Origin of the sequence: Poriferisphaera sp. WC338 (assembly GCF_050931845.1) — a bacterium.
Lineage (GTDB): Bacteria > Planctomycetota > Phycisphaerae > Phycisphaerales > Phycisphaeraceae > Poriferisphaera.
The window spans coordinates 3426229-3451124 of sequence record NZ_CP194516.1; the positions used below are offsets into that span (position 1 = coordinate 3426229).

Sequence of the window (24896 nt, forward strand, 5' to 3'; positions counted from 1 at the left end):
GGTCGCTGTTATGTAAGAATCAGGCAAATTGAAAAATAACATTCCCTTCAAAGCATGAACTTTGCAAGCGAATCGTTAATCCATAACATATCCCTCATCACTCATGCACATTGCGCACACAATCGCTAAAAAACTGAAAATCGCAGCCACTTCTCGCGCACAGAAACCCCAAAGACATGATCAATATATAGACCCTTTTAAGACTGGAACATGAGGAATATTCCACCAGCAATCGCCAACGTAACTAACACTGCCAATGTAATCTTAACCCAACTCCATGGACGCTCACCCTGCACTTCTCCCGTTCGCGCATTGACCACCACGCGATACACTTTCTCGTTGTATCGGTATGCGCTCATCCACACCGGCAACAGCACGTGCTTGAACGTAATATCGTTGTATTGCGAATGCGTCCAACTAATACGTTGATGGTCGCCGCCAATATCAGATCGGATCGCGCTTCGTATGTTCGGCTCCATCAATTCCTTGGCCCGCTCAAATCCGCTAGGCAAATCCACCTGATAACACTCGGACACAAACCCCTTCACAAACTCATCCTGATACGACACAAGCTGATCCAAATCCCATGGCTCAAGCTCGTGCACATATTTCTCTGGCAAACTTTTCGATGCCACCACCAACACATCATTAAACGGCACATAGACCGTACCGCTAGCAGGGTACCAGCGGATTTTTTTTACACGTCTAGTTTTCCGAACACTCTTACCGTTCTCCATAGTCGTATAAGATTCGGTGGTCCAATAGTCTTCACCGCGCTGCCCGGTATATTCCGTAATCGTGTCTGAGTCGTAAGTCCAGTGCGGCAGATATACACCCTTGAACGCGTCATCGGCCCGCGCGTACTGCTTAAGCTTATTCGGCGCGAACCACAATCCTTTGATCCATTGCTCAAAACTGCCACGTGCTTCTTTTTGTTTAAACAAGAACGGCAATAAACTCTTAGGCTTGATAATCCGAGTCTTTTCACCAGCCACCACAAGATGATCACCACAGAACGGACAATCAAACGCATCAAGATGCTCCGGTCGATCCACTCGCGCACCACAACCATTACATCGCACGAACTCCATCTCAACGGTTTGCTCACTAGCAGCAATTTCATTGAGCATCGCATGGTAATCAAGCTCTTCGATCGCCTCGCCAGCAAGCTCGATCGTATTTTGGTGACCACAATATGGACAGGCGAGATGATCAGTCCCCGGCTCGTAATGCAATTCAGAACCACAGCCACCACATGAAAACGGCTTCGTACCGTCGCTCTTGTCTTCACCTAATGATTCAGACAGTACTGCGGCATCACTTGGCAGTGGTGGTACATCACTTCCAAAGGTTGATTTTTCACTCATGTCCTGTCCCACGAAATCTCTCGTCTAACCGTTGATTAGCTTTGACACGCTGTACGATTTAATTATCCGATTGGCGGCAGTGGTGGCGGCGCTTGGCCGAACAGTTTGCTGACCACATCAACTTCTTCTGCTTTCTGCCAGCCAGCCATGCCTTCTATCCACACTAGTGTTTCTGGCGTCAATGAGCCGTTTGAGATCATGTTCTTTAAGCCTGCCTCATCAAACGGACCTTGCTGTGCGCCGTTGATACCAGCAAACACTTTGAGCGAACCACCAGCGCCTGGTAATGGCGGTGGCCCTCCGGAACTCCCCTGCTGTACCGGCGTGTTACCTGCCGCTTGATTCGCTTGGTTCATGCCACTCATCATCGTCTGCGCCATACCGAATCCCATACCCAATCCCATACCTTCCGCAGCACCACCACCCGCAGGATTCTCGGCGGCTTTCTCCATCGCCTCCGCGGCTTGGAATTGTGTATACGCACCGAGATTACCGATAACGCCCATGCTCGTCCGCTTGTCGAGCGCTTCCTCGACCGCATCCGGCAATGAAATATTCTCAACCAGCAATTTGGTCAGTTCTAAGCCGTACGTATCAAACTCGTTTTGAATCTTACTTGTGAGATACTTGCCGAACTCGTCGTAGTTCGCGGCCATCTCAAGCGCGGGGATTTTGCTCTCGCCAACAACATCGGCAAACCGTGATGCGACAATACTGCGAAGCTGTGCGGAGATTTCATCCGTGGTGAAATGGCCGTCGGTGCCGACAATTTCTTTCAGAAATACATCCGGCTTATCCACTCGCATCACATACGTACCGTATGCTCGTAAACGAATCGGACCGAACTCTGCGTCTCGCATCATAATTGGGTTTTTCGTGCCCCACTTAAGATCGGTGAACCGCCGCGCGCTGACGAAATAAACCTCAGCTTTGAACGGTGATTCAAAGCCATACTTCCAACCCTTAAGCGTCGAGAGGATCGGCAGGTTTTGTGTTTCAAGCTTATACATCCCCGGTGAGAACACGTCCGCAATCTGCCCTTCGTTCACAAACACCGCGTACTGACCTTCGCGCACGGTAAGCTGCGCTCCATACTTGATCTCGTTGCCGTAGCGTTCGTAACGATACACCAGCGTGTCGTTGCTTTGATCCAACCATTCGATGATGTCGATCAACTCGCCGCCCAGTTTCTTCCAGAACATCCGCCTATCCTTTATGAATGGATCATTTGTGCTTTCTTGCCAACCACAGGCAAACCGCAATGCACCGCCTTATTTGCCAAACATTGCTCACCACAGTCTATCAATCTCTTTATGGTTTTGCCCACACTTTTCCCGCAATTCCCCAGCCCTGCAAGTCTGCAATCGCCGATTCTCAATCCCGTGTCATGGGACTATCCAAATGTGACAAAAAAGGCGATGACACACTTGTATCATCGCCCGGAGGGAAAAGAGAGACGCCAAAATTTGTCGCCGGCTTATGCTCAATCTGCTTTTAGAGAGCCGCCAGCCAACCGCTGTTCACGCCGCGGTCTGCGTTCAGTTCCTTAAGCGCCGAGGTTGAAGATCGATTGAGCTTCGTCCATGGCTTCTGGCAACTGCTTACTTACTTCTTCGACCTGCTCCTGTGTCAGCTTCAACTCTTCGAGCAAACTCGGAGCAATTTCCGTATGTTCTATACCGCGTGTAAAGCCTATGCCGTGCTGCGCGACAATAATGTCTGCAATGTGCACGAGGCTGGCCAATGTGCGATGTTTGAATGGCAAATCTTGTGGGTGATGGTGGAAGCCAGTCACATAGGCAAAGCTCGTGGGGAACTTCCAAAGCTTGCATAAAGCTGAGCCAAACTGTTCGTGGTTTGCACCAATAATTTCTTCTTCCAATTCACGGAAGTTTGCATCCGGATCGTTCTCGAGCTTCTGCATCACTTCAACAAACTTCGGCCGACGTGCCTGAATTTCGACCATGATCCCAATATCATGGATCAATCCTGCAAGGAATGCTTCGTCTGGCAATCCCAATCCGACACGCTCGGCCAATAACCGAGTGGTGGTCGCATTAGCGATTGCTTGATCCCAAAGGTCATGCGCATCAAAATTATTACAGATCTTGCCACCACGGAAGAGCTTCGCCAAAGACGCTGCAATTGCGATGTTCTTGACTGCGTTAAGCCCAAGCAACACGATCGCGCGATTGATGGAGCCGATCTGACCGGGCAAGCCATAGAAAGCAGAGTTCACCACTTTAAGAATCCGCGCGCCAAGTGCGGGATCGTTGCTGATAACTTTGTTCAGGTCCTGAGCCGTCGAGTCCGGATCTTCCACAAGCTGGATGATCTTCATCGTGACCTCAGGCAAGGTTGCAATGTGACTGATTTCCTGGATAGCCGACTGGATCAATTCCTGCTGTGCAGCATTATCGGCCGCTATATTCGCCTCTGACATGTGTCTTACCTCCGCTCCATATCTGGGTCTACACCACCTATCGACTTGCCGCGCAGCCGACTTTATCCTCTTCCCCGTATCCGTTTACACTTCCTCTCCCCTAATCCGCACAGGCCATACTCCCTCACATTTTCTCGCATATGCAGATAAAAAGACCACACACCGCAAACCCGCACCAATTCCCCCCACCCCCATTGTTTCGCCTTCGCATGGCACCTAACATGTCTTCATGAACATGAACGACCAGTGGAAAAACTTTGCCTCGCGATCCCCTCAATTTGGGCAGTATTACGCACGCATCCAGCAGCAGCCATCATGGGTCACACGTTTTGCGATTCTTGCGGGCTTGTTTGTGATTGTGGTCCCCATCCTTATCCTTGTTGTTGCCGCTGTTACGATCTTTGCCTTGGTCTTCTTCGTCGCAGCTTTCTTCGCTAAGCTAATCAATACCATTAGCAACCTGTTCAACAGCTCTACCTACCAGAAAAATACGCCCGCCCAAGCCAATCAAGCCAACGGCGGACGCAAGAATGTCCGCGTCATCCGCCGCGATGAATAATACGACCGGATATCTCCTACCCCATAATCTCAAGTTCGGGCTTTTCCGCCACCATCCCAATCTTAAATACTCGGGGAGAAACTTCCGGGGACTTCCGAGGGGATCGCTCTTGCTGTAAATTACACGCATGAGAATCCGCACATCTATATATACTGTTGCCTTCTTGCTCCTCTCGGCCGCATTGCTTACACCTACACTTCTGGCACAAACACCTTCTGCAGCCAAGGCCGTCGAGAAAGTTGTCGATGCGGCCGCTCAAGAACAGGCCGCCGCCACACAACCCCAATCCAACACCGCCGATCGCTCATCCCCGCGCGCCACCATCCAAACCTTTATCACCAACATGTATGACAATGCTGGCTTCTACAACCAGACTACGATGTCAGAAGCCCAACTCGCCAAAGAACTCGCCCCTGCTATTGCTTGCCTCAATCTTTCCACCACACTTGATGGCGACAGACCCGAAATCGGCGCTGACCTTGCCAAACAACTGTATGCCATCCTCAATCGTATCCGCTACATTAAATTTGAAGATATCACCAACGACCCCGATGCCGCCGATGAACGCGATCAACATATTTATCTCGTCTTCCCTGAAACATTAGAAGAACAGAACACCTTCGAGGCACGGCTTGGAGTTCATGAACTAGCTGGACGTATCGTTTTACGCCGTAACGATCAAAAGCAATGGCTTTTTGACACGCAAACCGTTGCCGCTATTCCCAAACTGTATGAACAGTTCCTTAAAATCCCACCCATTGCAGGCCGTTCTTATAACACCATCGGCGAATACATCGAGTCAGCCATCCCCGGATCATTCCAAAAATCTTTCCTTACCATCAAGTATTGGCAATGGATCGCGATCTTCTTTGTCGTCTTCTTCGGCCTCGCCATCGATCTCTTCTTCCGCATTCTTGTCCGCACCGTATCACACCGTGTCATGAAGAAAGGGCGCATCACCGAACAGCATCGCGACACCATTAAACATGCTGCTCGCCCTATTGGCCTGCTCGCTGCCGCCATCTTCTGGCTGCTCGTCATGCGACTCCTTTCACTCGAAGAAAACTATATTGCCAACATCCTCGACTCTGCGCTCCGCATCTACATCGCGGTCATCGCAACCCTCGCTGAATGGCGGCTCGTCGACCTCATCGCTGCATACCTCCAGGCCAAGGCAAAACACACCGAATCCAAATTTGATGATGTCCTGATCCCGCTGGTCACTAAAACCTGCAAGATCTTTATCGTCATCATCGGTGTCGTCTACGCTGCCAACGCATTGGACATCCCCATCGCCCCATTGCTTGCTTCCATTGGTATTGCTTCTGTCGGTGTCTCTTTCGCGCTCAAAGATACCGTCGAAAACTTCTTCGGCTCTGTCGCTGTCCTTCTCGACCGCCCATTTGATGTTGGCGACTGGGTCGTTATCGAATCCTCTGAAGGCATCGTCGAAGAAGTCGGCTTCCGCTCCACCCGTATCCGTACTTTCTACAATTCACAGATCACCATCCCTAACTCAAACCTCGTCAAAGCCAAAGTCGATAACTACGGCCGCCGCAAATACCGTCGCTGGAAAACGAACCTTTGCCTCCAATATGACACGACCCCCGACACACTCATCGCCTTCACCGAAGGTGTCCGTGAACTGATCCGCACCCATCCCTACACCCGCAAAGACTACTACGAAGTCTACTGCAACGAATTCGGTGACTCTTCCCTCAACATTCTTCTTTACGTCTTCTTTGAAGTCCCCGATTGGAACACCGAACTCCGTGAACGTGAACGACTTTTCATTGATATCGTTCGCCTTGCTGATGCGGTCGGCGCTCAATTTGCCTTCCCAACCCGCACTGTTCACCTCTTCAACGAAGATGGCTCCGAACTCACACGGCAAAACCCTGATCCACAATCCATGACTGAACGCCGCGCAATGGTCGCCGGCCTACGCGCCGCTAAATCTCTCACAGAAAACCAACCTTGGACACAAACCAAACCCGATCCCGTCGTCATCACGATGGACCCCACCGAACTACCTGATGATTATGACCCGGATGTCAAACTTGACGACGCCGGCAACCCCATCATCGAACGCAAACCCGATGATGAAGATAAAGCCCCATCCGCCGAAGACACAGACGAGCCCCATAAAGATTGATCGTAACCTTCAATCCCCATGCAATCACACCACCCCAAGCTGCGAGCAACACACTCGCAGCTTTTCTTTATCTATTCCCATTTTTGCAGTACCCCCGCCACAAAAAACCGCCACCGCATACACACCGCACATTACAATCATCAATATGAGCACTCAGGACGACAAACCCTACGAATCACTTCACGAAATCATTTCCCACGCATGGCAGAAATGGCTGGTCGGCATCGTCGGCGCCGCATTTCTCATCTACATCGGCACCTCAGAAATCTTCACACAACACGCCACCCTCTACTTCCCCACAAGATACAACCATTATTCATCTCATAAACTAACAGGACTCCCCGCCGTCACTCAAGGCTTCGCCATGCTCTTCTTCGCTATCACCATACACGTCTACTATTACTGGCGACACCACAATTCACTCTGCCGATACTTCCAGCCCCTTGCTACCATCTTCTTCACCCTCTTCCTCATCGCCGAAGTCGCCACCATCATCACAGAACTCTTCAATATCTAGTGCATTTTCAGATGATGTGGCTCGCCTCCCACACAGCCGGAGCATTGCATGCTCCGGAAAATTCGCCTGCAATCACGACCAATCCATAACACATCCGAATTGAAAATGCACGAACCCCATCTAATCCTCTTTCAGATAATCCTCCCCGTGTTCCACCAGATCAAAAAGCTCATCCACACCATCCGCATACTCCCATTCCAAATCATCATCCTGTGGAAACGGAAACCCTTCCACCACAACTTCCTCGCCAAACATCTCCGCATACTTCCCATACGCTTCCGCCTCATCTAAAAGCGGCACCAACCGCAACGTCAATGTCTGCGGCCGCTGCTCAGGACGAAATGCGTCACCCACTGTCATCTCCCACGGCCCATACCCACGCATTTCCCCCACCTTCCTCGGCAACTGATGATCCAACTGCAAATACACCGCATGATATAACGGATATGCCACCGCCCTACAATGAAGCTGTACATAGAACATCGCATCATCCGTCTTCATCGATAAGTGTGGCGATTCTTGCGATAAAGAGCTCGTGATCGCCTCACGCAATTGATCCGCTATTTCCTCACTGCGTACTTGCTTGATTTGTCTAGCGCGCAACTCAAAAGATCTTTCGACAACCTGCTGCCAAGCATAAACCTTTTTTTTCGTCACCACATCAATCAATGATGCCTCAATCACAACTGCCACCTTATGCTTTTCATTTATCTCTAGATTTTGTTCAGCAATGCGCTGCCGCGACAGATGCAATTTCTCCTCAAAACCCACGACATGTTTCTGGACTGTGTACGATTGCTCATACCGATGAAAGCTCGGCTGCTCATCAAATGAATAGGCCGTGCGATATCGTAATTCGTATGGACCACCCCCACCCGTCATCCCCAGCAAATCGCCCCTCATCTGTATGCGCACAGGCAAATCACTTCCCACATACACAATATCGTCAACCTCAACCTCAATCACTGGCAATATCTTTTCAGCTAATAGCTCGCAATGCATCTCATCCATCAATCCCGCATCATGGCTACGCAACAATACCTCTGTAAAACGTGGCTCTCGCTCAAGCAGCCATGATCGATCACGACGAAGCATCTCATCAAGCAACTCTTCGAGTTCATCAACTGATAATGCCCCCCCTACCCCTCGATTTATTAATTCATCAACGATTTCATCATGATCTTCTGCATGCTCACTGTAAACCATTTCATAAATCAGCACTTTCGAAGGCGTCATCGTCACAAGCGGTCGATCTGACAACCATACCGAAATCTCCAAACCCAACACACAAACTCCCGGTAATAGCAGCATCAAACCCCAATACACCATCCAACCTTTTTGTCGCCTATTTCCAAATTTGATCCCTCGCCACCCACGCAAACACCTCCCGCATTCCGGACACCGCTCACGATCCATCCCCATCATCAACAAGTCATACCCACACCCCCCGCATACCGGATGTCGATCAATTCGAGCCCCCCGTCTGCCTAGCCAAACCAACACAAATCCTGACAACAACAGCACAGCCGCTATCGCAAGCAGCACCACCTGTACCAACATCTGACTACGGTACACTTCGAACATCATTACTTCCCGAAAGTATCCGCTATATCCTCAAACCCAAACCACATCTCTATATCAATATCTCAATGGATAAACATAATTTCTTACAATGACCGCGCAACCTTACGTGTCCCCTTCACTTTTCGCCCCATTGCGTCCTCATCAACGTCTGTCGCTTCGATGCGCTCTAACGCTTTCGCAGCATAATCCTTTGAAAGCTCTGTCCCCAGCCAATCTCTTCCCAGTTTCTTCGCTACCGCAAGCGTCGTTCCCGAGCCGCCAAACGGATCAAACACCAGATCCCCTGCATTCGACGACACCCGAATAATCCGCGACAGCAAAGCTTCTGGCAACTGGCACGGATGCCAACTTGTACGCTCACCAAACGTTCCACACAATCGGCTTTGATACCACGTATCATCATCCTCCCCAAACATTCCTTCACCCTCCTGTCCTTCCTGCGGACGTGTATACCAATCCGCCGCATCCGGAAAGTTTCGTAAATACCACGTATCATCAGGCAACTTCCCCTTTGCATTTGCCCGCTTATCCCCATACACCGTCATCCGCGCACTCGGTAGCGCCACCGCATCACGATTAAACGTAAACGGTGGATTCTTCGCAATATTCTTCGCACCCACTGCCGCACTTCCCACACAATAAAACAAATGGGCATGCGACCGATTAAACTTCACCTTGCAACGTTGTCCAAACGTGTAGTGCCAAATGATCCAGTTCCGAAAAACCAGCTTCCCCTCACTCTCCAACTTCCGTAGATGCAACCGCGTCTCCGCAGCGTATTCATCCCCGATTAAAACATACATCGACCCGCTCGGCTTTAGCAGCCGCACACAGCCGTCAATCCAACGATTCGTCCAATCAACGTATTCGTCGTGATCTTGATTATCATCATACTCATCATATCCAAAGCCAATATTGTACGGCGGATCCGCAAACACAAGATCCACACCCCCAGCCTCCCAACTATTCATCACCTCAATACAATCCCCGTTCACCAATTCATTACGTAGCATTCCCACTACCCCATTTTCGGAAACATCCTTCTTCGGCGCTTTTCGGGAACGGGATGTTTTTTTCCGTACAGCTTTTTTCTTTTGCTTCATCACCTCAGACATGCCTCACATTCTAATCATTTCAAAACATAGCGCAAGTCATTTTGGGCCACACCATCACCCTTTTGCGACATCACCCCTCACGCATTCACGTTAAAGCGGATTTTGCTGCCCTACTTTCCCCACAACTTTGTCGCCTATGAAAAATTTGGCTCCCCGCCCTTCTATTCCTATACTGATATTGTTCGTCAGCATGGCACATTATGCCGTGCCGTATTTATTGAATCCAAGGAGCGAAGTAATGCCTCACGTCATTGCAGAACCGTGCATCGGCACCAAAGACACCGCCTGTGTCGCAGTATGTCCCGTGGATTGCATCCACCCCACTTCGGACGAATCCGAATTCGAAGATGCAACCATGCTCTACATCGACCCAGACACCTGTATTGACTGTGGCCTCTGCGTTGATGAATGCCCCGTCAAAGCCATCTTCCCCGAAGAAGATCTCCCTGAAGAATGGGAATCCTTCATCGAGAAAAATGCAGAATACTACGAGTAATTCTCACAGCATCATTAAATCTTAATTGACTAACCACAAAGGTAAGCTTGCTATCAAGCTTGCCTTTTATTTCATTACAACCAAACCAATCTATGCAACCAAGTAAATTTACCTTTACCCCCCCTTTTACGCCATTTATACTTTAATTGAACTCTAATCAATCCACCCCCACCCTTGATCTGCTTCTTTCATGCAGATACAGACAAAAATTTATTCCTATATCTATCCAATGAGGTCTTATAGAAAATGATACGACTGTTTACTATCGGTGCGTCCCTACTTAGCTGTATTACGCTTTTCTCACACAATCTACACGCCAACGATCCCACTCAAAATAATGACAAGCAATTTAAAAGTGTTGTCGGCGAAAGCAGAGAACAATACGACCAACGTATGCAATGGTGGAGCGACTCACGATTCGGTGTATTCATACACTGGGGCCTTTACGCAATCCCCGCTGGCGAATGGAACGGCGAAACCGTGCCAAGATACGGCGAATGGATCATGCGCCACGGTAAAATCGCACTCAAGGATTACACCCCACTTATTGATCAATTCAACCCCACTAAATTTGACGCGAAGCAATGGATGACTGTCATCAAAAACTCCGGCGCCAAGTACTTCGTCATCACCACAAAGCATCACGAAGGCTTTAGCCTCTTCAGATCCGAGCACGGCGACTACAACATCGCCAACACACCCTTCGGCCGAGACAACGATCGTGACATTATGACAGAGCTCGCCGACGAAGCCAGAAAACAAAGCATCAAAGTCGGCTGGTACCACTCTATCCTCGATTGGCATCACCCTGACTTTGCACCACAAAAAGGGTTCCTGAAGCACGAAAACAAAAATCCAGACTTCGAAAAGTACATCGAATACCTCACCAACCAAACCACTGAGCTCCTCACAAACTATGGCGACATAGATATCCTCTGGTACGACGGAGAATGGGACAGCACATGGACCGACGATCATGGCAACACGCTCTACAAACACATCCGTGAACTCGCACCAAACATCATCGTCAACAATCGAGTCGGCAAAGAACGCAGTAAAGAAAAATTTGAACTAAGCAAAAAACGAAAAAAGCGTCGAGCTAACAAACAGACAAAACAAGCTGAACCCCAACCCAATAAGAGCTTCGGCGAAATCTCCTCCGGCGACTTCGGTACCCCTGAGCAAAAACTTCCACCCAATGGCTTCGGACCCGGCATCTACTGGGAAACTTGCATGACCATGAACAACACATGGGGCTACCGCACCGATGACCACGACTGGAAATCATCCACGACACTCATCCAACAACTCATCGACGCCTCAAGCAAAGGTGGCAACTACCTTCTCAACATCGGCCCAAAAGCGGATGGCACTATCCCACAGGAATCCATCGACCGACTCAACGACATCGGCAACTGGTTAAGCATCAATGGCGAAGCCATCTACGCAACAAAAGCCGGCACACTCGGCAAGCCGGCGTGGGGACGATCAACAACCAAATCACTCGCTAACGGCAACACCGCACTTTACCTCCACCTTTTCAACAACCCTAAAGATAATCAACTGATCCTTGAAGGCTACGCCGACAAGCTCATCTCACTCATACCTCTAACCGCAAACGACGCCTCAGCCGTAAACCTCACATACACAACCAGCGACAACAACCTCGTCATCGAAACCCCAGCAACACTCTGGAATCAACACGCAAGTGTCATCAAGATCGAACTCAAAGAGTTGCCATAGCAAACAACATATCTCAATCACGACACCGAAACGTCAGGATACATATCCTGACGTTTTTTTTAGCACGCACCAATCCCTTCACATTATCCCGCTAGACCTGGCACTAAACCTGCGATACCCTTACTCACATGCCAGCATCATCTACAACATCAAATCATCAGCCAACCGTCATCATCACCGAAACACTCTCCGACGGCCCTGCAGATTGGTTAGCAGAACGCGCTAACGTTGTTTGGTGCCCACACACAGAAAAGGAACGACTCGCCAAACTCTTACCACAAGCCGATGGCCTTGTCGTTCGTACCTATACACAAGTCAATCAAGAACTGCTTGATCAAGCACCCAACCTCAAAGTCGTCGGCCGCGCCGGTGTCGGACTTGACAACTTCGATCTACCCGCCTGCGAAAAGGCCAACGTCAAAGTCGTCTACACCCCCGATGCCAATTCACAAGCCGTTGTCGAATACGTCATCGCGCTGATCCTCGACACGCTCCGCCCACGCACCGATCTCCCCCCCGCCTGTTCTGAAGCCATTTTCCATCAACTCCGCAAAACAGAAATCGGCAAGCAACTCGACCAACTCACCCTCGGTATCGTCGGCCTTGGCCGAGTCGGAAAACGACTCGCTAACGTTGCCCACGCCATTGGCATGAAAATCCTTGTCTCCGAAATCATCCCCGAAACCGACCTCCGCCGGGCTTGCGATCTACCTTTTAACTATGTCCCCCACGACACTCTCTACGCCGAAGCCGACATCGTCTCCATCCACGTCGACGGCCGGCCCGAAAACAAACACATGCTCTCCACTCACGCCCTCTCCCAACTCAAACCCAACACTTTGCTCATCAACGCTGCCCGTGGCTTCCTCCATAAAAACGAAACCCTCCTCACCTTTGCACAAAATAACCCCGAAGCTCACATTATTCTCGATGTTCACGATCCCGAACCCCCTTCTCTCGATTACATTCTTGCCAACCAACCCAACATTCGCCTGCTTCCTCACATTGCTTCGCGCACCGATCAAGCCCTTGAAAACATGTCATGGGTTGTCCGCGATATCCTCGCCGTCCTCGAAAACAAATCCCCCAACTTCCCTGCTTTCTAATCTGACATTCTAAATCACCGCTTAGTATAGATCATTCAACCACACCATCTTTCTTATACCCCAAGCCCACTGGTTCCAACCCGTGGGGCCATATTGTATTCACCTACTCAACTTCCGTACCTGTTCAACTAAATCATCCCCGCACTCCGGACATCCATCACTCACACTCCCCTTCAGTAGATATCCGCACTTTGCGCACTGATTCATTTTGCGATACACTACCAACGCACAAGCCTCCCAATCCGCCTCAGTCCTAAAACAGTCTCGCTTCAGCATCGCATACCTTTTCTTACTCACCTCAAGATAAACACCATCTCGCACCCAGCATACCCATCGCACCATATGCCAAGACATCTGCAGCACATCCTGCCCCTCATCAATCTCAATACCCTCTTTCGTCACAATATACTTTATCCGCCGCCCTCGCTTCGCATCACGCATAAACTGACACGTACCATATCGCCGATACTTATTCACGCCATTAATCAGAAGCAGAGTACCAAACACCAAAAAACAAATCGTCACACCAATCTCCGCGCCCTCTTTTTCTACCATCCATTCCCGCCAACTAAAATACGCCATCGCCCCCAAAATCACCGCAAACCCAACACCATCCACCAGCGCCTGCCAACGCGGTCCCACAAACATACGAAACGTCAAGTAACTGCGTTTACGTGAATCAACCTTCCCCTTCTCCCGCAGCACCGCCGCCCAATCCCCCGGCACAAACTTCCCCTCAACCACATACTCAAACGTTTTTTCTTCAGCCATATCATTCATACCGTCAACCTCCGCACCTGCGCCATCAAATCATCCCCGCACTCCGGACATCCATCGCTCACACTCCCCTTGAGCAAGTATCCACACTTCGCGCACTGCCCAACATGCCGATACAACATCAGCCGAAACGCATCCCACTGCACATCATCGATAAAAAACCTTCGCGGAAAAACAAAAAACAATCCGTTGTCAATTGCAACATAAACGAACTTCTCCCGGAATATCCCGCCAGTCACCTGTTTGATATCAGCTCGCCGCTCGTGACCATGACAACGACAACCCACCCAACCATCCTTCCAGAAAACGCGTGATGTTTGACGCAGCACATAATCACCCCACCAATGAACCAGCATCTTCATTCGATAATGCCGAATCACCACAAAAAACGCCGGCAAGCCCACAATCATGTAACCACCCGCCCAATTAACATCCCACATCACCACACTCGTAACAACAAAACTTAACCACGCGATCACATATACAACCAACAACACCCACAACAACACACGAAAAGGCCATCTCACAGAAGCCAACCACAGCGCCCGATTCAACGTCTTCAAATCCCCCTTCTCATAAACACCCTCAAGCTGATAACTTTCTGTTTGCACCTCATCCATCCCCCCATCATCCCCCCATCCGACCCACCCCGCAATAACCCGTCAACTAATTTCACACCACAATCGCAACCCCTCACATGCCTCGACACATATCCACAGCGACCACTTCTTGGAAAACCTTCCGGAGGTACCGACAACTTTTCCACGATCCCATCCCTGCCTTTCCCAGCACCAAACCCCAACACCAGCACTTTCTTACACGAATCCGAGCATATCAAGACTCTCCTGCTTACCCACCAAATACGATTCACATTTTCAACGCGCACACATTAAAATACCCACATGGCCGAACCCAAAACCACCAAATTCGCACACCTGCACCTGCACACCATGTACTCCCTCCTCGACGGCGGCAACAAACCCGCTGCCCTCATGAAGCGCGTCAAAGAACTCGGCATGGACGCCGTTGCCATCACTGACCACGGCAACCTCTTCGGCGCAGCCGACTGCTACAAAAAAGCAAAAGCCGAAGGCATCAAACCCATCCTCGGCATCGAAGCCTACGTCGCCCCCGATGTCACCGGCAAATCCGACCGAACCAAACGTGAATTCACCGGCGTCTCCGATGGTGGGTTCCACTTGGTGCTACTGGCAGAGAACCAGCAAGGCTGGAGCAATCTATTAAAGCTATCTTCCGACGCCTACATCAACGGGTTCTACTTTAAACCCCGAATGGACAAAGGTACGCTCACCGAACACAACCAAGGGCTCATCGCCATCAACGGGCATCTCGGCTCCTCCCTCGCCTTCTACCTCGTCAAGTACGAGCAAACCAAAGATGAAGCGATGTACGAACGGGCCAAGGAAGAAGCACTCTGGCACGCCAAAACCTTCCCCCCCAATGAAAACGGCGAGCCCTGCTTCTTCATCGAACTCCAATCACACGAAGAAAAACTCCAGGACCAGATCAACCCACACCTGATTCGCCTCGCCAAAGAACTCGATCTCCCGCTCGTTTGCGACAACGATGCGCACTTCCTAACCGCGGATGATTGGGACGCCCACGACACACTCTGCTGCATCAGCATGGGCAAGATCAAACACGACGACAACCGCCTGCACTATCCGAAAGATTTATATGTCAAATCACCCGAGGAAATGCACAAGCGGTTCGTCGATGAGCTTGATCTCCCCGAAGCGATTGAGAACACAACAAAGATCGCCGACCGTTGCAATGTCGAACTCGACTTTGAAGCCAACCACGCCCCCGTCGTGAAGATTGCCTCTTCATACGATCATCTCCCCACCGATTCTGAAGGCGCACTCAAACTCATCGATGCTTTTGAATGCGATCATGAGCCCGGCACCTCCGCCTGGTATAAAGCCTTCTGCGCCCAGTTCAAAGTCGAACCCTACAACACCGAAACTGACACCGAATCACCCGAAGAACTGAAGCTCCAGTGTGACGGTGCGCTGCGCATGCTCTCCGAAGCCGGCGCAATTTGGCGCTACGGACCCGGCGGCGTCGACGAAGACAAGCGCGCCCGCATGGAACGCGAACTCCAAGTCCTTGCCGACAAACTCATCTCCGCCTACTTCATCATTGTCTGGGATTTCGTCAACGAAGCGCGCTCTCGTGGCATGCCCTCCAACGCACGTGGCTCCGGCGTCGGCACGATGGTCGGCTACGCACTCGGCATCGCCAACGCTTGCCCCGTTAAATACGGCCTCCTCTTCGAGCGCTTCACCGATCCCGACCGAACCGAATACCCCGATATCGATATCGACATCTGTCAGAATGGCCGTCAGGAAATCATTCAGTACGTCCGTGACAAATACGGCTACGTCGCCCAGATCATCACCTACGGAACACTCAAAGCACGCGCCGTCATCCGCGACGTCGGTCGCGTGCATGACATGCCCCTCGGCGATGTCGACAACCTCTGCAAGCTCATCGGCGACGGACTCAAAACAACACTCGACTCCGCACTCGAACAGGAGCCCGACCTCAAAGCACTTTATGATTCCAACGCGCTGGTCAAAGAAGTCTACGACACAGGCCGCCACCTTGAAGGCATGGCCCGTCACGTCGGCGTTCATGCCGCCGGCGTCATCGTCGCAACCCAACCACTCGACAACATCGTCCCCCTCTACAAACCCGCCGGCACAGAACAAATCGTCACGCAATGGGACGGGCCCACATGCGAAGCCATCGGCCTCCTCAAGATGGACTTCCTCGGCCTACGCACACTCACCATCATCGAACGCGCCAGACAACTCACACTCAAATCCCTCGCCCCCAATACCATCCGCCGCACCATCGATCCCGACAACCAAAAATCAAAATCATGGGACCCGCTCGACCTCGAACGCCTCAACTTCGATGACGAAAAAGTCCTCGACCTCTTCCGTCGCGGCGAAACCGCCGGCGTTTTCCAGTTTGAATCCGGCGGCATGCGCAACCTCCTCATGGCCATGGCGCCCGACCGCCTCGAGGACCTCATCGCTGCCAACGCGCTCTACCGCCCCGGCCCGATGGAGCTTATCCCCAACTACAACAACCGCAAACACGGCCGCGAAGAAGTACCCAAAGTCCACGAGATCGTCGACAACCTCACCGCCGAAACCTACGGCATCATGGTCTACCAAGAACAGGTCATGCAGGTCGTCAACCAACTCGGCTCCATCCCCCTCCGCCAGGCCTACACCCTCATCAAAGCCATCTCCAAAAAGAAGATGAAGGTCATCGACGCCAACCGCGCGCAGTTCATCGAAGGCGCAGGCGAAAAAGGTGTCACCGCCAAACAAGCAGGTGACCTCTTCGACCTCATCCTCAAATTCGCCGGCTACGGCTTCAACAAATCACACTCCACCGGCTACGCCATCGTCGCCTACCAAACCGCCTACCTCAAAACCTATTTCCCCATCCACTACATGGCGGCTCTGCTCACCTTCGAGTCCGTCTCCACCGACAAAGTCGTTGAATACATCGATGAATGTAAGCGCGTCCTGCTTCCTAATGGTAAACGCGGCGCTGAAGTCAAACCCCCCGATATCAATCTCTCCGACGTTGCCTTCACCGTCGTTTACGACAAAGACGAAGAGCGCACACCAAGTGCCGGGCACATCCGCTTTGGGCTTTCTGCCGTCAAAGGTGTTGGCGAGAAAGCGATCCATGTGATCATCGCCGAGCGCGAAAAATCCGGCCCCTTCCGCTCACTCTCCGACTTCTGCGAACGTGTCCCCTCCAACGCCGCAAATAAATCCACCATCGAAGCCCTCATCAAATGCGGCGCTTTCGACTCTGTCCATTCACTCGCTGAACGTGCCGCCATGATCGCTGGCCTCGAAGCCGCCATGCGCGTCGGCTCACAAGCCTCCACCCTCCGTGCTTCTGATGACTTCCTCTTCGGCGCCGTCGACGAGAAAGAGCGTGCCGAAGGCAAGCGTGAAGACAACTTCATCCTCCCCCCCACCCCTACTTGGGAAAAACGAGAGATGCTCGAGCACGAAAAAGAAGTACTCGGTCTCTACGCTTCCTCTCACCCGCTCGACGAAGTCCAGGACCTCATCAAACGTCACGCCAACATCGCCATCGAAAACATCAAAGAGCTCGCCGCCGAAACAAAGGTCATCATTGGCGGCATGCTCACACGTGTCCGCCCCACTTTCACCAAGAAAAAAGGTGAAAAGATGGCCATGATCACCATCGAATCTAAAGCCGACAAGATCGATGGCGTCGCCTTCCCACGCACCTTTGAAACCTGCTCCGCCTACCTCCAGAAAGACGAGATCGTCTTCATCGAAGGCAAAGTCGATCGCCGCCGCGAAGAACCCAACATCATCATCGAGAAAGTCATCCCCGCTTCCGAAGCGCAAGCCACACTTACCCGCGGCATCAAGATCATCATCGGCGACAACACTTCCCCCGACAACGGCACCACCTTCAACGGCGAACTAACGCAACTCAAAGAACTCATCCGACAGGCCGGTCAGCGAGGTAAGCCCAACGCATCCGTCACTTTCGAACTCCACCAAGGCGGCAAGGTCATCACTCTGCAAAACCGCTCAGCTCGCATCACCGTTGACGAACACCTCACCCACGGCGTCACCGGCATCCTCAACCGCGCCCAGAACGGCTCTGCCAGATGTGAACTACTCGGCCCTACCAAACTCCGCGTCACCGCCGAAAACACCTACGACGAATCACAACGCGACGATGAAAACATGATCGCCATGTCCTCCGCCGTACAAGGCGATGAAACCTGCGGCTCCGTCGACCGCTACAATAATTAGCCCACATCTAACCATTGCTTAGATAACCATACAAGCCCATTCGCTTCGCGGATGGGTTCTTTCATATCAACAACCACCAAAGAACAAAACACCGCTTAATCCCCTGCATCCTCCAGTGTATCCTTACCCATACTTACACAGGAGATTTTTCCATGAACGAAAGCACCATCATCATCGGCGACGGCCCCGGCGGACTCTCAGCCGCACTCTACCTCGCTAAAGCAGGCCATCACGTCGACGTTTTCGGCACAAACAAAACACCCATGCACGTCGCCATGATCCACAACTACCTCGGTGCCCCCAACATCACCGGCCCTGACTTCATGGCCCTCTCCCGCAAACAAACCGAAGACATGGGCGCGCATCTCTATGAAGACAACATCACCAAGCTCGCGCTAACAGACGATGGCTTCACCGCCTTCACCGAATCCGGCGGATCGCATCACAGTAAATACCTCATCATCGCCTGCGGCAACAAACCCAAACTTGCCGAAGACCTTAATCTCAAACTCGATGATCGCAACACCATTCACACCGACAAGAACGGCCGCACGGGCCTCGACAATTGCTACGCCATCGGCTGGTCAACCCGCCCCGACAAAATCCAAGCCATCATCTCTGCGGGTGATGGCGCCGCAGCAGCACTCGATATCCTCTCCAAAATTGCTGGCAAGGATATCCACGACTTCGACACACTCGACTAACTATAAACCTCCTCAACGAGGAACGAACTCCAGTTCTTGCCTGTGTTGGCTAGAGCTATCAGCTGCGACTCACCTCGCAGCTTTTTTAAATACCAACCCTCCCAGTATTCCGTTCTCGCAAAGATCAATCTTCCTCAAATTTCTCATGCCCTGCCATCAAATCCGCGCGCAATAACCCCTCTTCCCCCTCAGTCCTCGCGATGATCACCGAACCCACTGAATCACTAAAGATATTCACCGCTGTACGGCACATATCTAACGGACGGTCGAAAATAAGTAGAATCGGGAACCCTGCTACCAATGGCAAATAAATCCCCTGTACCTCAAGCTGCCCTTGAATAGCAGTCAAAATCACAATGATTGCGACCAATGATGCACTTGGCACCCCCGCCACACCGATGCTTGTTAGCAATGCAACAACTACAATAAAGAACTGCTGTGCCAAATCTAGCTGCCATCCAAATGCTTGCACAATAAAGATCGCTGCAACACATTCATAAAGCGCTGATCCATCCATATTCACCGTCGCACCGAGCGGCAACACAAAACTTGCTGTCTTTCGACTCACACCCGCACGCTGCTCAGCACATTCCATCGTTACCGGTAACGTTGCACTACTGCTCGCTGTCGAAAACGCGGTCAATAGCGCCGGCGCCATTGCCTTTACATGCCGATACGGATTCACTCTCGTAAAAATCCAGATAAATAGCGGCAGAACAACCAGCATATGAATACCAAGTGCCGCAAGCACCGTCCCCGCAAATAAAACAAGTGATCCTAAAAATTGCACCAATCGTTCTTCTTGCGACAACCGCGCATAGTTCATCGTCACCGTCGCGGCGATCAAGAATAACACACCCACCGGTGCAAACCGCAGAATAATATTTGTAAGTCGAATGCTAACTCGGTAAATCCCATCAAAAAACAACCGCAACACCTGTCCCGGTTCTGGCTTGATCCGCACAATTAAATACCCCACAAACAAACTGACAACAATCAAGCCTAGCAGGTTATTGTTCGCCCCAGCCGCAACCAAATTATCTGGCACTAAATGTCGAAACACATCTAAAAAATCTGCAGCACCTGATGTTCCCACCTTTTCGCTCATGGCTGCGCCAACATCACTAAACTGCTTCACGTTTTCACTGGTTAATAACCGCCCACCTTCAATAAATCCCGGACGCAATAGATTCACCAACGTCAGTCCAACGAGAATAGATACCAGTGATGTTAAGCCATAATAAACAAGCGTTTTTAAACCAAGCCGCCGAAACCCCGCACTCTCGCCTATCCCAATAATCGAAATAATGATCGAACTCGTGACCAGCGGAATCACCACCAACTTCAATCCGTTCAGAAAAACATCGCCAATCAATTCATAAATTAAATATACGATCCCGTGCTGCACAACCTCACTTAATCCCTCAATCTCGCGTACCACAAGCTCCGCACCTTCCCCGCCCTCTGTCACCCGTTTGGCTTCAACCAACCCCGCTTCCCATGCGCCGATGTAGTAGTTCGCTGTAAAATAGCCGACCACCCCTCCAATAATCAATCCCAATAAAATCTGCCAGTGCAGCGCCCAATGCCAGACCGCCCAAGGCCGTGGATTCTTTTTTATATGATTAACGTCATTCATCAACGATTACATCCAACCGGACCCAATAACCATACCTTTCCCTTATCATCTCTATTTAGCGCTTAGACCGCGCAATAGAATCGCCACCTCCATTCTTTCACATCGTCTAAATATCCGCCCACCCCCTCACCCGCAATTACCCCATCTCACCTGCATACCCACGCAGCGCCTCTGCAAATCCCTTCGGCGACACGTCAAACACCCTTGTAATTCTCTCACGCTCTGTAAACCTTGCCACATTGTCCTCCCCTGCCATCACCACTTGATCCCAATTGAACGGAAGCACATGCTCCATCACCCCACCAATAACTGGTAATCGTTCAAGTATCCCCACGCTACGCGCCATCCCCTTCCCCAGCCACATCGGCACCGCTACCACAGGCTTTCGTCTCCCACACACCATCTCATCCATACACACCCGGTACATCGTCGGCCAGTCCAAAACCTCGCCGCCTCCAAGCTCAAACACCTCCCCTTCACTCGCCTCACAATCCAATGCACGCGCAAACACCTCAACCACATCCTCTACCCAGACCGGCTCAACCTTCCCGCCTCCCCCCAAACCCAACAACCCGCGTCCAAAGTACGGCACCATCGGCGGCATCACTCCACTCACAAACCCCTTCACCATCTCCATGAACTCACCACCCAGCCCATGTATTAAACTTGGCCGCACAATCGTCCATCGAAGCCCACTCTCTCGAACAAGCTGCTCCGCCGCCCACTTCGTCTGGTGATATCGGCTCACCACAACGCCGCGCATATCTTCCCCAGCTCTTTGCATGCAAGGCCGCGCCCCGATTGCGGACATTTGTATCCATCGGTTAACCCCCGCCGCCTGCGCCGCTTCTAAAACTTGCCTCGTACCTTGCTCGTGAATGGACTCAAAAGTCACCCCTTTCCGAGGCTGTTCCAGAATAATCCCAACCAAATGGATCACTCCCCACACCCCTTCCACAAGCTCATCCACAGCGGCCTTGTCTTCAAGACTCCCTTTCACAACTTTGATATCATGGCTATTTCGTGATGGGTTGATTTTTTGAGGGTCACGAGCCAGAACACGAACCGAGAAACCTTTTTTCAACAAACAATTCAGAATTCCGCGCCCAACAAAGCCGCTTCCGCCGGTTATTGCAATTTCTCTCGGCTCTCGCCCCATAAATCATCCTAAAAAGTTAATATAGCTACACTTGGCCCCACATTCGCCATGTAGCAGTTATAGTATTTGCTCGACTCAGGAGCCACAAGACCTTGCGACGTAGCCGTAAACCAATCATTATTGCCTCTCGCCGTTCAACACTCGCCCGCACCCAAGCCGAAATGGTGGGACGAGCACTCGCTAAACTCCACCCTAATGTCCAGATCCAGTACAAATGGATCGAATCTGAAGGTGATCAACTCGCTGACCAGCCCCTCACAGATATCGGCGGAAAAGGGCTCTTCACACGATCCATCGAACGCTCGCTACTCTCCAAGCAAGCGGACATCGCAGTTCACTCACTCAAAGACCTCCCTGCCCTTGACACCCCTGGCCTCATGATCGCAGCCGTTCCCAAACGCGCCATCGTGAATGACTGCCTCATCACACCAAACAACATCAAATCACTCAAAGAGCTCCCAGAGAACGCCGTCGTCGGCACCGCCTCACCCCGCCGCGCCGCGCAGCTCAAACAGCACCGCCCCGACATTCAAACCAAACTCATCCGTGGCAACCTCGACACGCGCATCGATAAGGTTCTCACACCCGCAGGTGAAAAGGAATTCGACGCAACTCTCCTAGCTGCTGCTGGGCTTCGTCGCCTCAAAAAACTTGACCTCGCTGAAAACACCATCCCCACCGACATTATCCTCCCTGCCGCCTGCCAAGCCGCACTTGCTATCCAGTGCCGTTCCGATGACCACGTCACCCTGACGCGCTGCTTACCATTGAACCATCCCGGCTCAGCCACCGCGGTTCATGCTGAACGTCAAATCCTTGCCGATCTCGAGGCAGATTGCCACGCGGCCATTGCTGTACTTGCCGAGCCCCTCGAAACCGGCGACACACTCAACAAACAAATCGGTGATCAGAATTATCGCCTCCGTATCCGCATTTTCTCGCCTTCTGCGGAACGACATATCGAATTCGATCAAACGACCAAAACCAAAGAGCTCCGCCGCCTGCTCAAAACTGCCGTCCGCCAACTCAAAGACCAAGGCGCAGACGATTTGCTACACCCCCAAACCATCGGCGTGTAATCCGCAGCCAAAGAATCATGCCGCCAAACGATACAACGTCACACCTGTGGCAAGCATACCCAGTATACATATCACCATTCCAAACCATCCCATCGCGCGGCTCATCTTTCGCCCTTTCACGGCACCCCGCCAACCCCACCACACACCCAATATCAACACCCCTAGAACCACAATTATCTTCCCCATCTCGATAGTCTGCGGCAACGAAATATCTCTTAACCCTGTCGCGATCCAAAACGCACCTATCGCTCCTAAGCCCTCCCACCGCCACGCCAAATCTGCCGGCTCCCAATACGTCCGCCAATTCTTCGGATCAAAACCCCGCCCGCATTCCGGGCACACCGCCCCCCGTAAACCCTCCAGCGGATACTTGCAGCCCATGCAATACCGTTCCTCATCACGATAAACATCCACATCTTCCCTCGCTCCAGCCAACATCCCACTGTCCTCTAACCTTGCCATCTGCATCACTCCCAAAATCCTACCGATCAAATTAATCGCTCGTCCCGCCATCTTAATCACAACTTCACACCCACGACATGCTAAAGGACACAATTATCCCTACAATAGCCAATCGGCCATCGATCCTCCCAATGACAACCGCCTCCGGAGAACCGACCGGCCACACACCCTCAAAATATCTGCACACCAATCATGTACGGATATCGAAATTAAGTCCCTACAAAACATACATTTACAACAGGAGTGCCAGTCGTGGCCAATCGCAAAAAGTACGTCGGTGGTAACTGGAAAATGAACCTCAACAAGGAAGAAGCCGTTGCGCTTGCCAAAGCACTGGCCGAAAAGGTCACTGCGGAGGCTCCTTGTGAAGTTGCCATCTGCCCACCGTTTGTCTACCTCGATGCCATCAGCCAAGCCCTCTGCGAAGCTGGCAACAAAACCCTCAAGCTAGGTGCTCAGGACTTCTGGACCGAAGGTAACGGCGCCTACACCGGTGAAATCAGCCTGTCACAACTCAAAGACGTCGGCGTAAGTGTCGTTCTCACAGGCCATTCCGAGCGTCGCCACGTAATCGGTGAAACCGATGTTCTCATCAATGAAAAGAACCTCAAAGCCCTCGAAGCCGGCATGGAAGTCATCTTCTGCATCGGTGAAAAGCTCGAGCAGCGCGAAGCTGGTCAGACCGACGCTATCAATGCCGCCCAGCTCTCCTACGGCCTTGCAGGCGTTTCAGCCGAGCAAATGAAGAATATTATCATCGCCTACGAACCCGTCTGGGCGATCGGCACCGGCAAGACCGCAACCCCTGAAGATGCTCAAAAAGCTCACAAGGCCATCCGCGAACATCTCGCGGCCATGTACGGCAAAGAAGTCGCTGACGGTGTGCGTATTCAATACGGTGGTTCCATGAAACCAGCCAACGCTGGCGAGCTGATGGGCCAAGAAGACATCGACGGAGGTCTCATCGGTGGCGCTGCTTTGAAAGCCGATGACTTCATGGGCATTGTCGAAGCCGCAAAATAACTTAGAATATCTGGTTCGAATCACCGGCTGTGACGATATGCCGCACTTTTTGCGTGACATATTGCACATCACCGCTAGGATTCATGCTCTCTCGCATTGTTCGGGGTGAGCT

The 24896-nt window shown here is 51.5% G+C and carries 20 protein-coding genes; 10 read left to right on the forward strand and 10 right to left on the reverse strand.

Translation table 11 applies throughout. The features are described from left to right. Positions 1–197 precede the first annotated feature (197 nt). The 3 genes from ACQ6WK_RS14185 to ACQ6WK_RS14195 form a co-directional block, all read right to left on the reverse strand. Positions 198–1367, reverse strand: a complete 1170-nt coding sequence (locus ACQ6WK_RS14185) for a hypothetical protein (RefSeq protein WP_432798039.1) — start codon at positions 1365–1367, stop codon at positions 198–200. Positions 1368–1429: 62 nt separating this feature from the next. Beyond that, positions 1430–2569, reverse strand: coding sequence for an SPFH domain-containing protein (locus ACQ6WK_RS14190; protein WP_432798040.1), 1140 nt, complete (start codon positions 2567–2569; stop codon positions 1430–1432). Positions 2570–2913: 344 nt separating this feature from the next. Continuing rightward, positions 2914–3810 (reverse strand): HDOD domain-containing protein, encoded by an 897-nt coding sequence (locus ACQ6WK_RS14195; protein WP_432798041.1) that lies wholly within the window; start codon positions 3808–3810, stop codon positions 2914–2916. A gap of 229 nt (positions 3811–4039) precedes the next feature. On the opposite strand from ACQ6WK_RS14195, the gene ACQ6WK_RS14200 reads away from it, so the two are divergent. From ACQ6WK_RS14200 to ACQ6WK_RS14210, 3 genes are all read left to right on the forward strand, one after another. Continuing rightward, positions 4040–4369, forward strand: a complete 330-nt coding sequence (locus ACQ6WK_RS14200; RefSeq protein WP_432798042.1) for a hypothetical protein — start codon at positions 4040–4042, stop codon at positions 4367–4369. Positions 4370–4496: 127 nt separating this feature from the next. Next, complete coding sequence (locus ACQ6WK_RS14205) at positions 4497–6524, forward strand: mechanosensitive ion channel family protein (protein WP_432798043.1); 2028 nt, start codon at positions 4497–4499, stop codon at positions 6522–6524. A gap of 145 nt (positions 6525–6669) precedes the next feature. After that, a complete protein-coding gene (locus tag ACQ6WK_RS14210) occupies positions 6670–7041 on the forward strand; it encodes a hypothetical protein (protein WP_432798044.1) in 372 nt (123 codons plus the stop codon). Between the two features lie 120 nt (positions 7042–7161). On the opposite strand, the gene ACQ6WK_RS14215 is transcribed toward ACQ6WK_RS14210, so the two are convergent. Continuing rightward, a complete protein-coding gene (locus ACQ6WK_RS14215; RefSeq protein WP_432798045.1) occupies positions 7162–8625 on the reverse strand; it encodes a hypothetical protein in 1464 nt (487 codons plus the stop codon). A gap of 83 nt (positions 8626–8708) precedes the next feature. Beyond that, positions 8709–9740, reverse strand: coding sequence for a DNA-methyltransferase (locus ACQ6WK_RS14220; RefSeq protein WP_432798046.1), 1032 nt, complete (start codon positions 9738–9740; stop codon positions 8709–8711). A gap of 238 nt (positions 9741–9978) precedes the next feature. Between ACQ6WK_RS14220 and ACQ6WK_RS14225 the strand changes: the two genes are divergently transcribed. The 3 genes from ACQ6WK_RS14225 to ACQ6WK_RS14235 all read left to right on the forward strand — a co-directional run bounded on the left by ACQ6WK_RS14225 (position 9979) and on the right by ACQ6WK_RS14235 (position 13085). Next, positions 9979–10236, forward strand: a complete 258-nt coding sequence (locus ACQ6WK_RS14225; protein WP_432798047.1) for a 4Fe-4S dicluster domain-containing protein — start codon at positions 9979–9981, stop codon at positions 10234–10236. Positions 10237–10482: 246 nt separating this feature from the next. Then, the gene (locus ACQ6WK_RS14230; RefSeq protein WP_432798048.1) at positions 10483–11979 is read left to right on the forward strand and encodes an alpha-L-fucosidase; all 1497 of its coding nucleotides are present in this window, start codon (positions 10483–10485) and stop codon (positions 11977–11979) included. A gap of 128 nt (positions 11980–12107) precedes the next feature. Further along, positions 12108–13085 carry an NAD(P)-dependent oxidoreductase gene (locus ACQ6WK_RS14235; protein ID WP_432798049.1) on the forward strand — a complete coding sequence of 326 codons (978 nt, stop codon included), beginning with the start codon at positions 12108–12110 and terminating at the stop codon, positions 13083–13085. Positions 13086–13184: 99 nt separating this feature from the next. Here ACQ6WK_RS14235 and ACQ6WK_RS14240 read toward each other — a convergent pair whose 3' ends face one another. Next, entirely contained in the window at positions 13185–13865 is a 681-nt protein-coding gene (locus tag ACQ6WK_RS14240; protein WP_432798050.1) for a YcxB family protein, read from the reverse strand. Beyond that, positions 13862–14482: a hypothetical protein gene (locus ACQ6WK_RS14245; protein WP_432798051.1), complete on the reverse strand. Its 621-nt coding sequence runs from the start codon at positions 14480–14482 to the stop codon at positions 13862–13864. The genes ACQ6WK_RS14240 and ACQ6WK_RS14245 overlap by 4 nt, the downstream gene beginning before the upstream one ends. A 282-nt stretch (positions 14483–14764) precedes the next feature. Between ACQ6WK_RS14245 and dnaE the strand changes: the two genes are divergently transcribed. After that, positions 14765–18718 (forward strand): DNA polymerase III subunit alpha, encoded by a 3954-nt coding sequence (gene dnaE, locus ACQ6WK_RS14250; protein WP_432798052.1) that lies wholly within the window; start codon positions 14765–14767, stop codon positions 18716–18718. 152 nt (positions 18719–18870) lie between these two features. Then, positions 18871–19422, forward strand: coding sequence for an FAD-dependent oxidoreductase (locus ACQ6WK_RS14255; protein ID WP_432798053.1), 552 nt, complete (start codon positions 18871–18873; stop codon positions 19420–19422). Positions 19423–19546: 124 nt separating this feature from the next. Here ACQ6WK_RS14255 and ACQ6WK_RS14260 read toward each other — a convergent pair whose 3' ends face one another. Both ACQ6WK_RS14260 and ACQ6WK_RS14265 read right to left on the reverse strand, forming a co-directional pair. Then, the gene (locus ACQ6WK_RS14260; protein WP_432798054.1) at positions 19547–21061 is read right to left on the reverse strand and encodes a dicarboxylate/amino acid:cation symporter; all 1515 of its coding nucleotides are present in this window, start codon (positions 21059–21061) and stop codon (positions 19547–19549) included. 136 nt (positions 21062–21197) lie between these two features. After that, on the reverse strand, positions 21198–22220 hold the full coding sequence (locus ACQ6WK_RS14265) for an SDR family oxidoreductase (protein ID WP_432798055.1): 1023 nt from the start codon (positions 22218–22220) through the stop codon (positions 21198–21200). 92 nt (positions 22221–22312) lie between these two features. On the opposite strand from ACQ6WK_RS14265, the gene hemC reads away from it, so the two are divergent. Further along, positions 22313–23299, forward strand: coding sequence for a hydroxymethylbilane synthase (hemC, locus tag ACQ6WK_RS14270; protein WP_432798056.1), 987 nt, complete (start codon positions 22313–22315; stop codon positions 23297–23299). A gap of 15 nt (positions 23300–23314) precedes the next feature. Here hemC and ACQ6WK_RS14275 read toward each other — a convergent pair whose 3' ends face one another. After that, on the reverse strand, positions 23315–23761 hold the full coding sequence (locus ACQ6WK_RS14275) for a hypothetical protein (protein WP_432798057.1): 447 nt from the start codon (positions 23759–23761) through the stop codon (positions 23315–23317). A gap of 252 nt (positions 23762–24013) precedes the next feature. Here ACQ6WK_RS14275 and tpiA point away from each other — a divergent pair, with 252 nt between their 5' ends. Continuing rightward, positions 24014–24784, forward strand: a complete 771-nt coding sequence (gene tpiA / locus ACQ6WK_RS14280; protein WP_432798058.1) for a triose-phosphate isomerase — start codon at positions 24014–24016, stop codon at positions 24782–24784. Positions 24785–24896: the final 112 nt, after the last annotated feature.

Bases quoted from the DNA above. Each gene is read 5' to 3' on its own strand.
- ACQ6WK_RS14185 (WP_432798039.1), bottom strand. From the start codon at position 1,367: ATGAGTGAAAAATCAACCTTTGGAAGTGATGTACCACCACTGCCAAGT.
- ACQ6WK_RS14190 (WP_432798040.1), bottom strand. From the start codon at position 2,569: ATGTTCTGGAAGAAACTGGGCGGCGAGTTGATCGACATCATCGAATGG.
- ACQ6WK_RS14195 (WP_432798041.1), bottom strand. From the start codon at position 3,810: ATGTCAGAGGCGAATATAGCGGCCGATAATGCTGCACAGCAGGAATTG.
- ACQ6WK_RS14200 (WP_432798042.1), top strand. From the start codon at position 4,040: ATGAACATGAACGACCAGTGGAAAAACTTTGCCTCGCGATCCCCTCAA.
- ACQ6WK_RS14205 (WP_432798043.1), top strand. From the start codon at position 4,497: ATGAGAATCCGCACATCTATATATACTGTTGCCTTCTTGCTCCTCTCG.
- ACQ6WK_RS14210 (WP_432798044.1), top strand. From the start codon at position 6,670: ATGAGCACTCAGGACGACAAACCCTACGAATCACTTCACGAAATCATT.
- ACQ6WK_RS14215 (WP_432798045.1), bottom strand. From the start codon at position 8,625: ATGTTCGAAGTGTACCGTAGTCAGATGTTGGTACAGGTGGTGCTGCTT.
- ACQ6WK_RS14220 (WP_432798046.1), bottom strand. From the start codon at position 9,740: ATGTCTGAGGTGATGAAGCAAAAGAAAAAAGCTGTACGGAAAAAAACA.
- ACQ6WK_RS14225 (WP_432798047.1), top strand. From the start codon at position 9,979: ATGCCTCACGTCATTGCAGAACCGTGCATCGGCACCAAAGACACCGCC.
- ACQ6WK_RS14230 (WP_432798048.1), top strand. From the start codon at position 10,483: ATGATACGACTGTTTACTATCGGTGCGTCCCTACTTAGCTGTATTACG.
- ACQ6WK_RS14235 (WP_432798049.1), top strand. From the start codon at position 12,108: ATGCCAGCATCATCTACAACATCAAATCATCAGCCAACCGTCATCATC.
- ACQ6WK_RS14240 (WP_432798050.1), bottom strand. From the start codon at position 13,865: ATGAATGATATGGCTGAAGAAAAAACGTTTGAGTATGTGGTTGAGGGG.
- ACQ6WK_RS14245 (WP_432798051.1), bottom strand. From the start codon at position 14,482: ATGGATGAGGTGCAAACAGAAAGTTATCAGCTTGAGGGTGTTTATGAG.
- dnaE (WP_432798052.1), top strand. From the start codon at position 14,765: ATGGCCGAACCCAAAACCACCAAATTCGCACACCTGCACCTGCACACC.
- ACQ6WK_RS14255 (WP_432798053.1), top strand. From the start codon at position 18,871: ATGAACGAAAGCACCATCATCATCGGCGACGGCCCCGGCGGACTCTCA.
- ACQ6WK_RS14260 (WP_432798054.1), bottom strand. From the start codon at position 21,061: ATGAATGACGTTAATCATATAAAAAAGAATCCACGGCCTTGGGCGGTC.
- ACQ6WK_RS14265 (WP_432798055.1), bottom strand. From the start codon at position 22,220: ATGGGGCGAGAGCCGAGAGAAATTGCAATAACCGGCGGAAGCGGCTTT.
- ACQ6WK_RS14275 (WP_432798057.1), bottom strand. From the start codon at position 23,761: ATGGCAAGGTTAGAGGACAGTGGGATGTTGGCTGGAGCGAGGGAAGAT.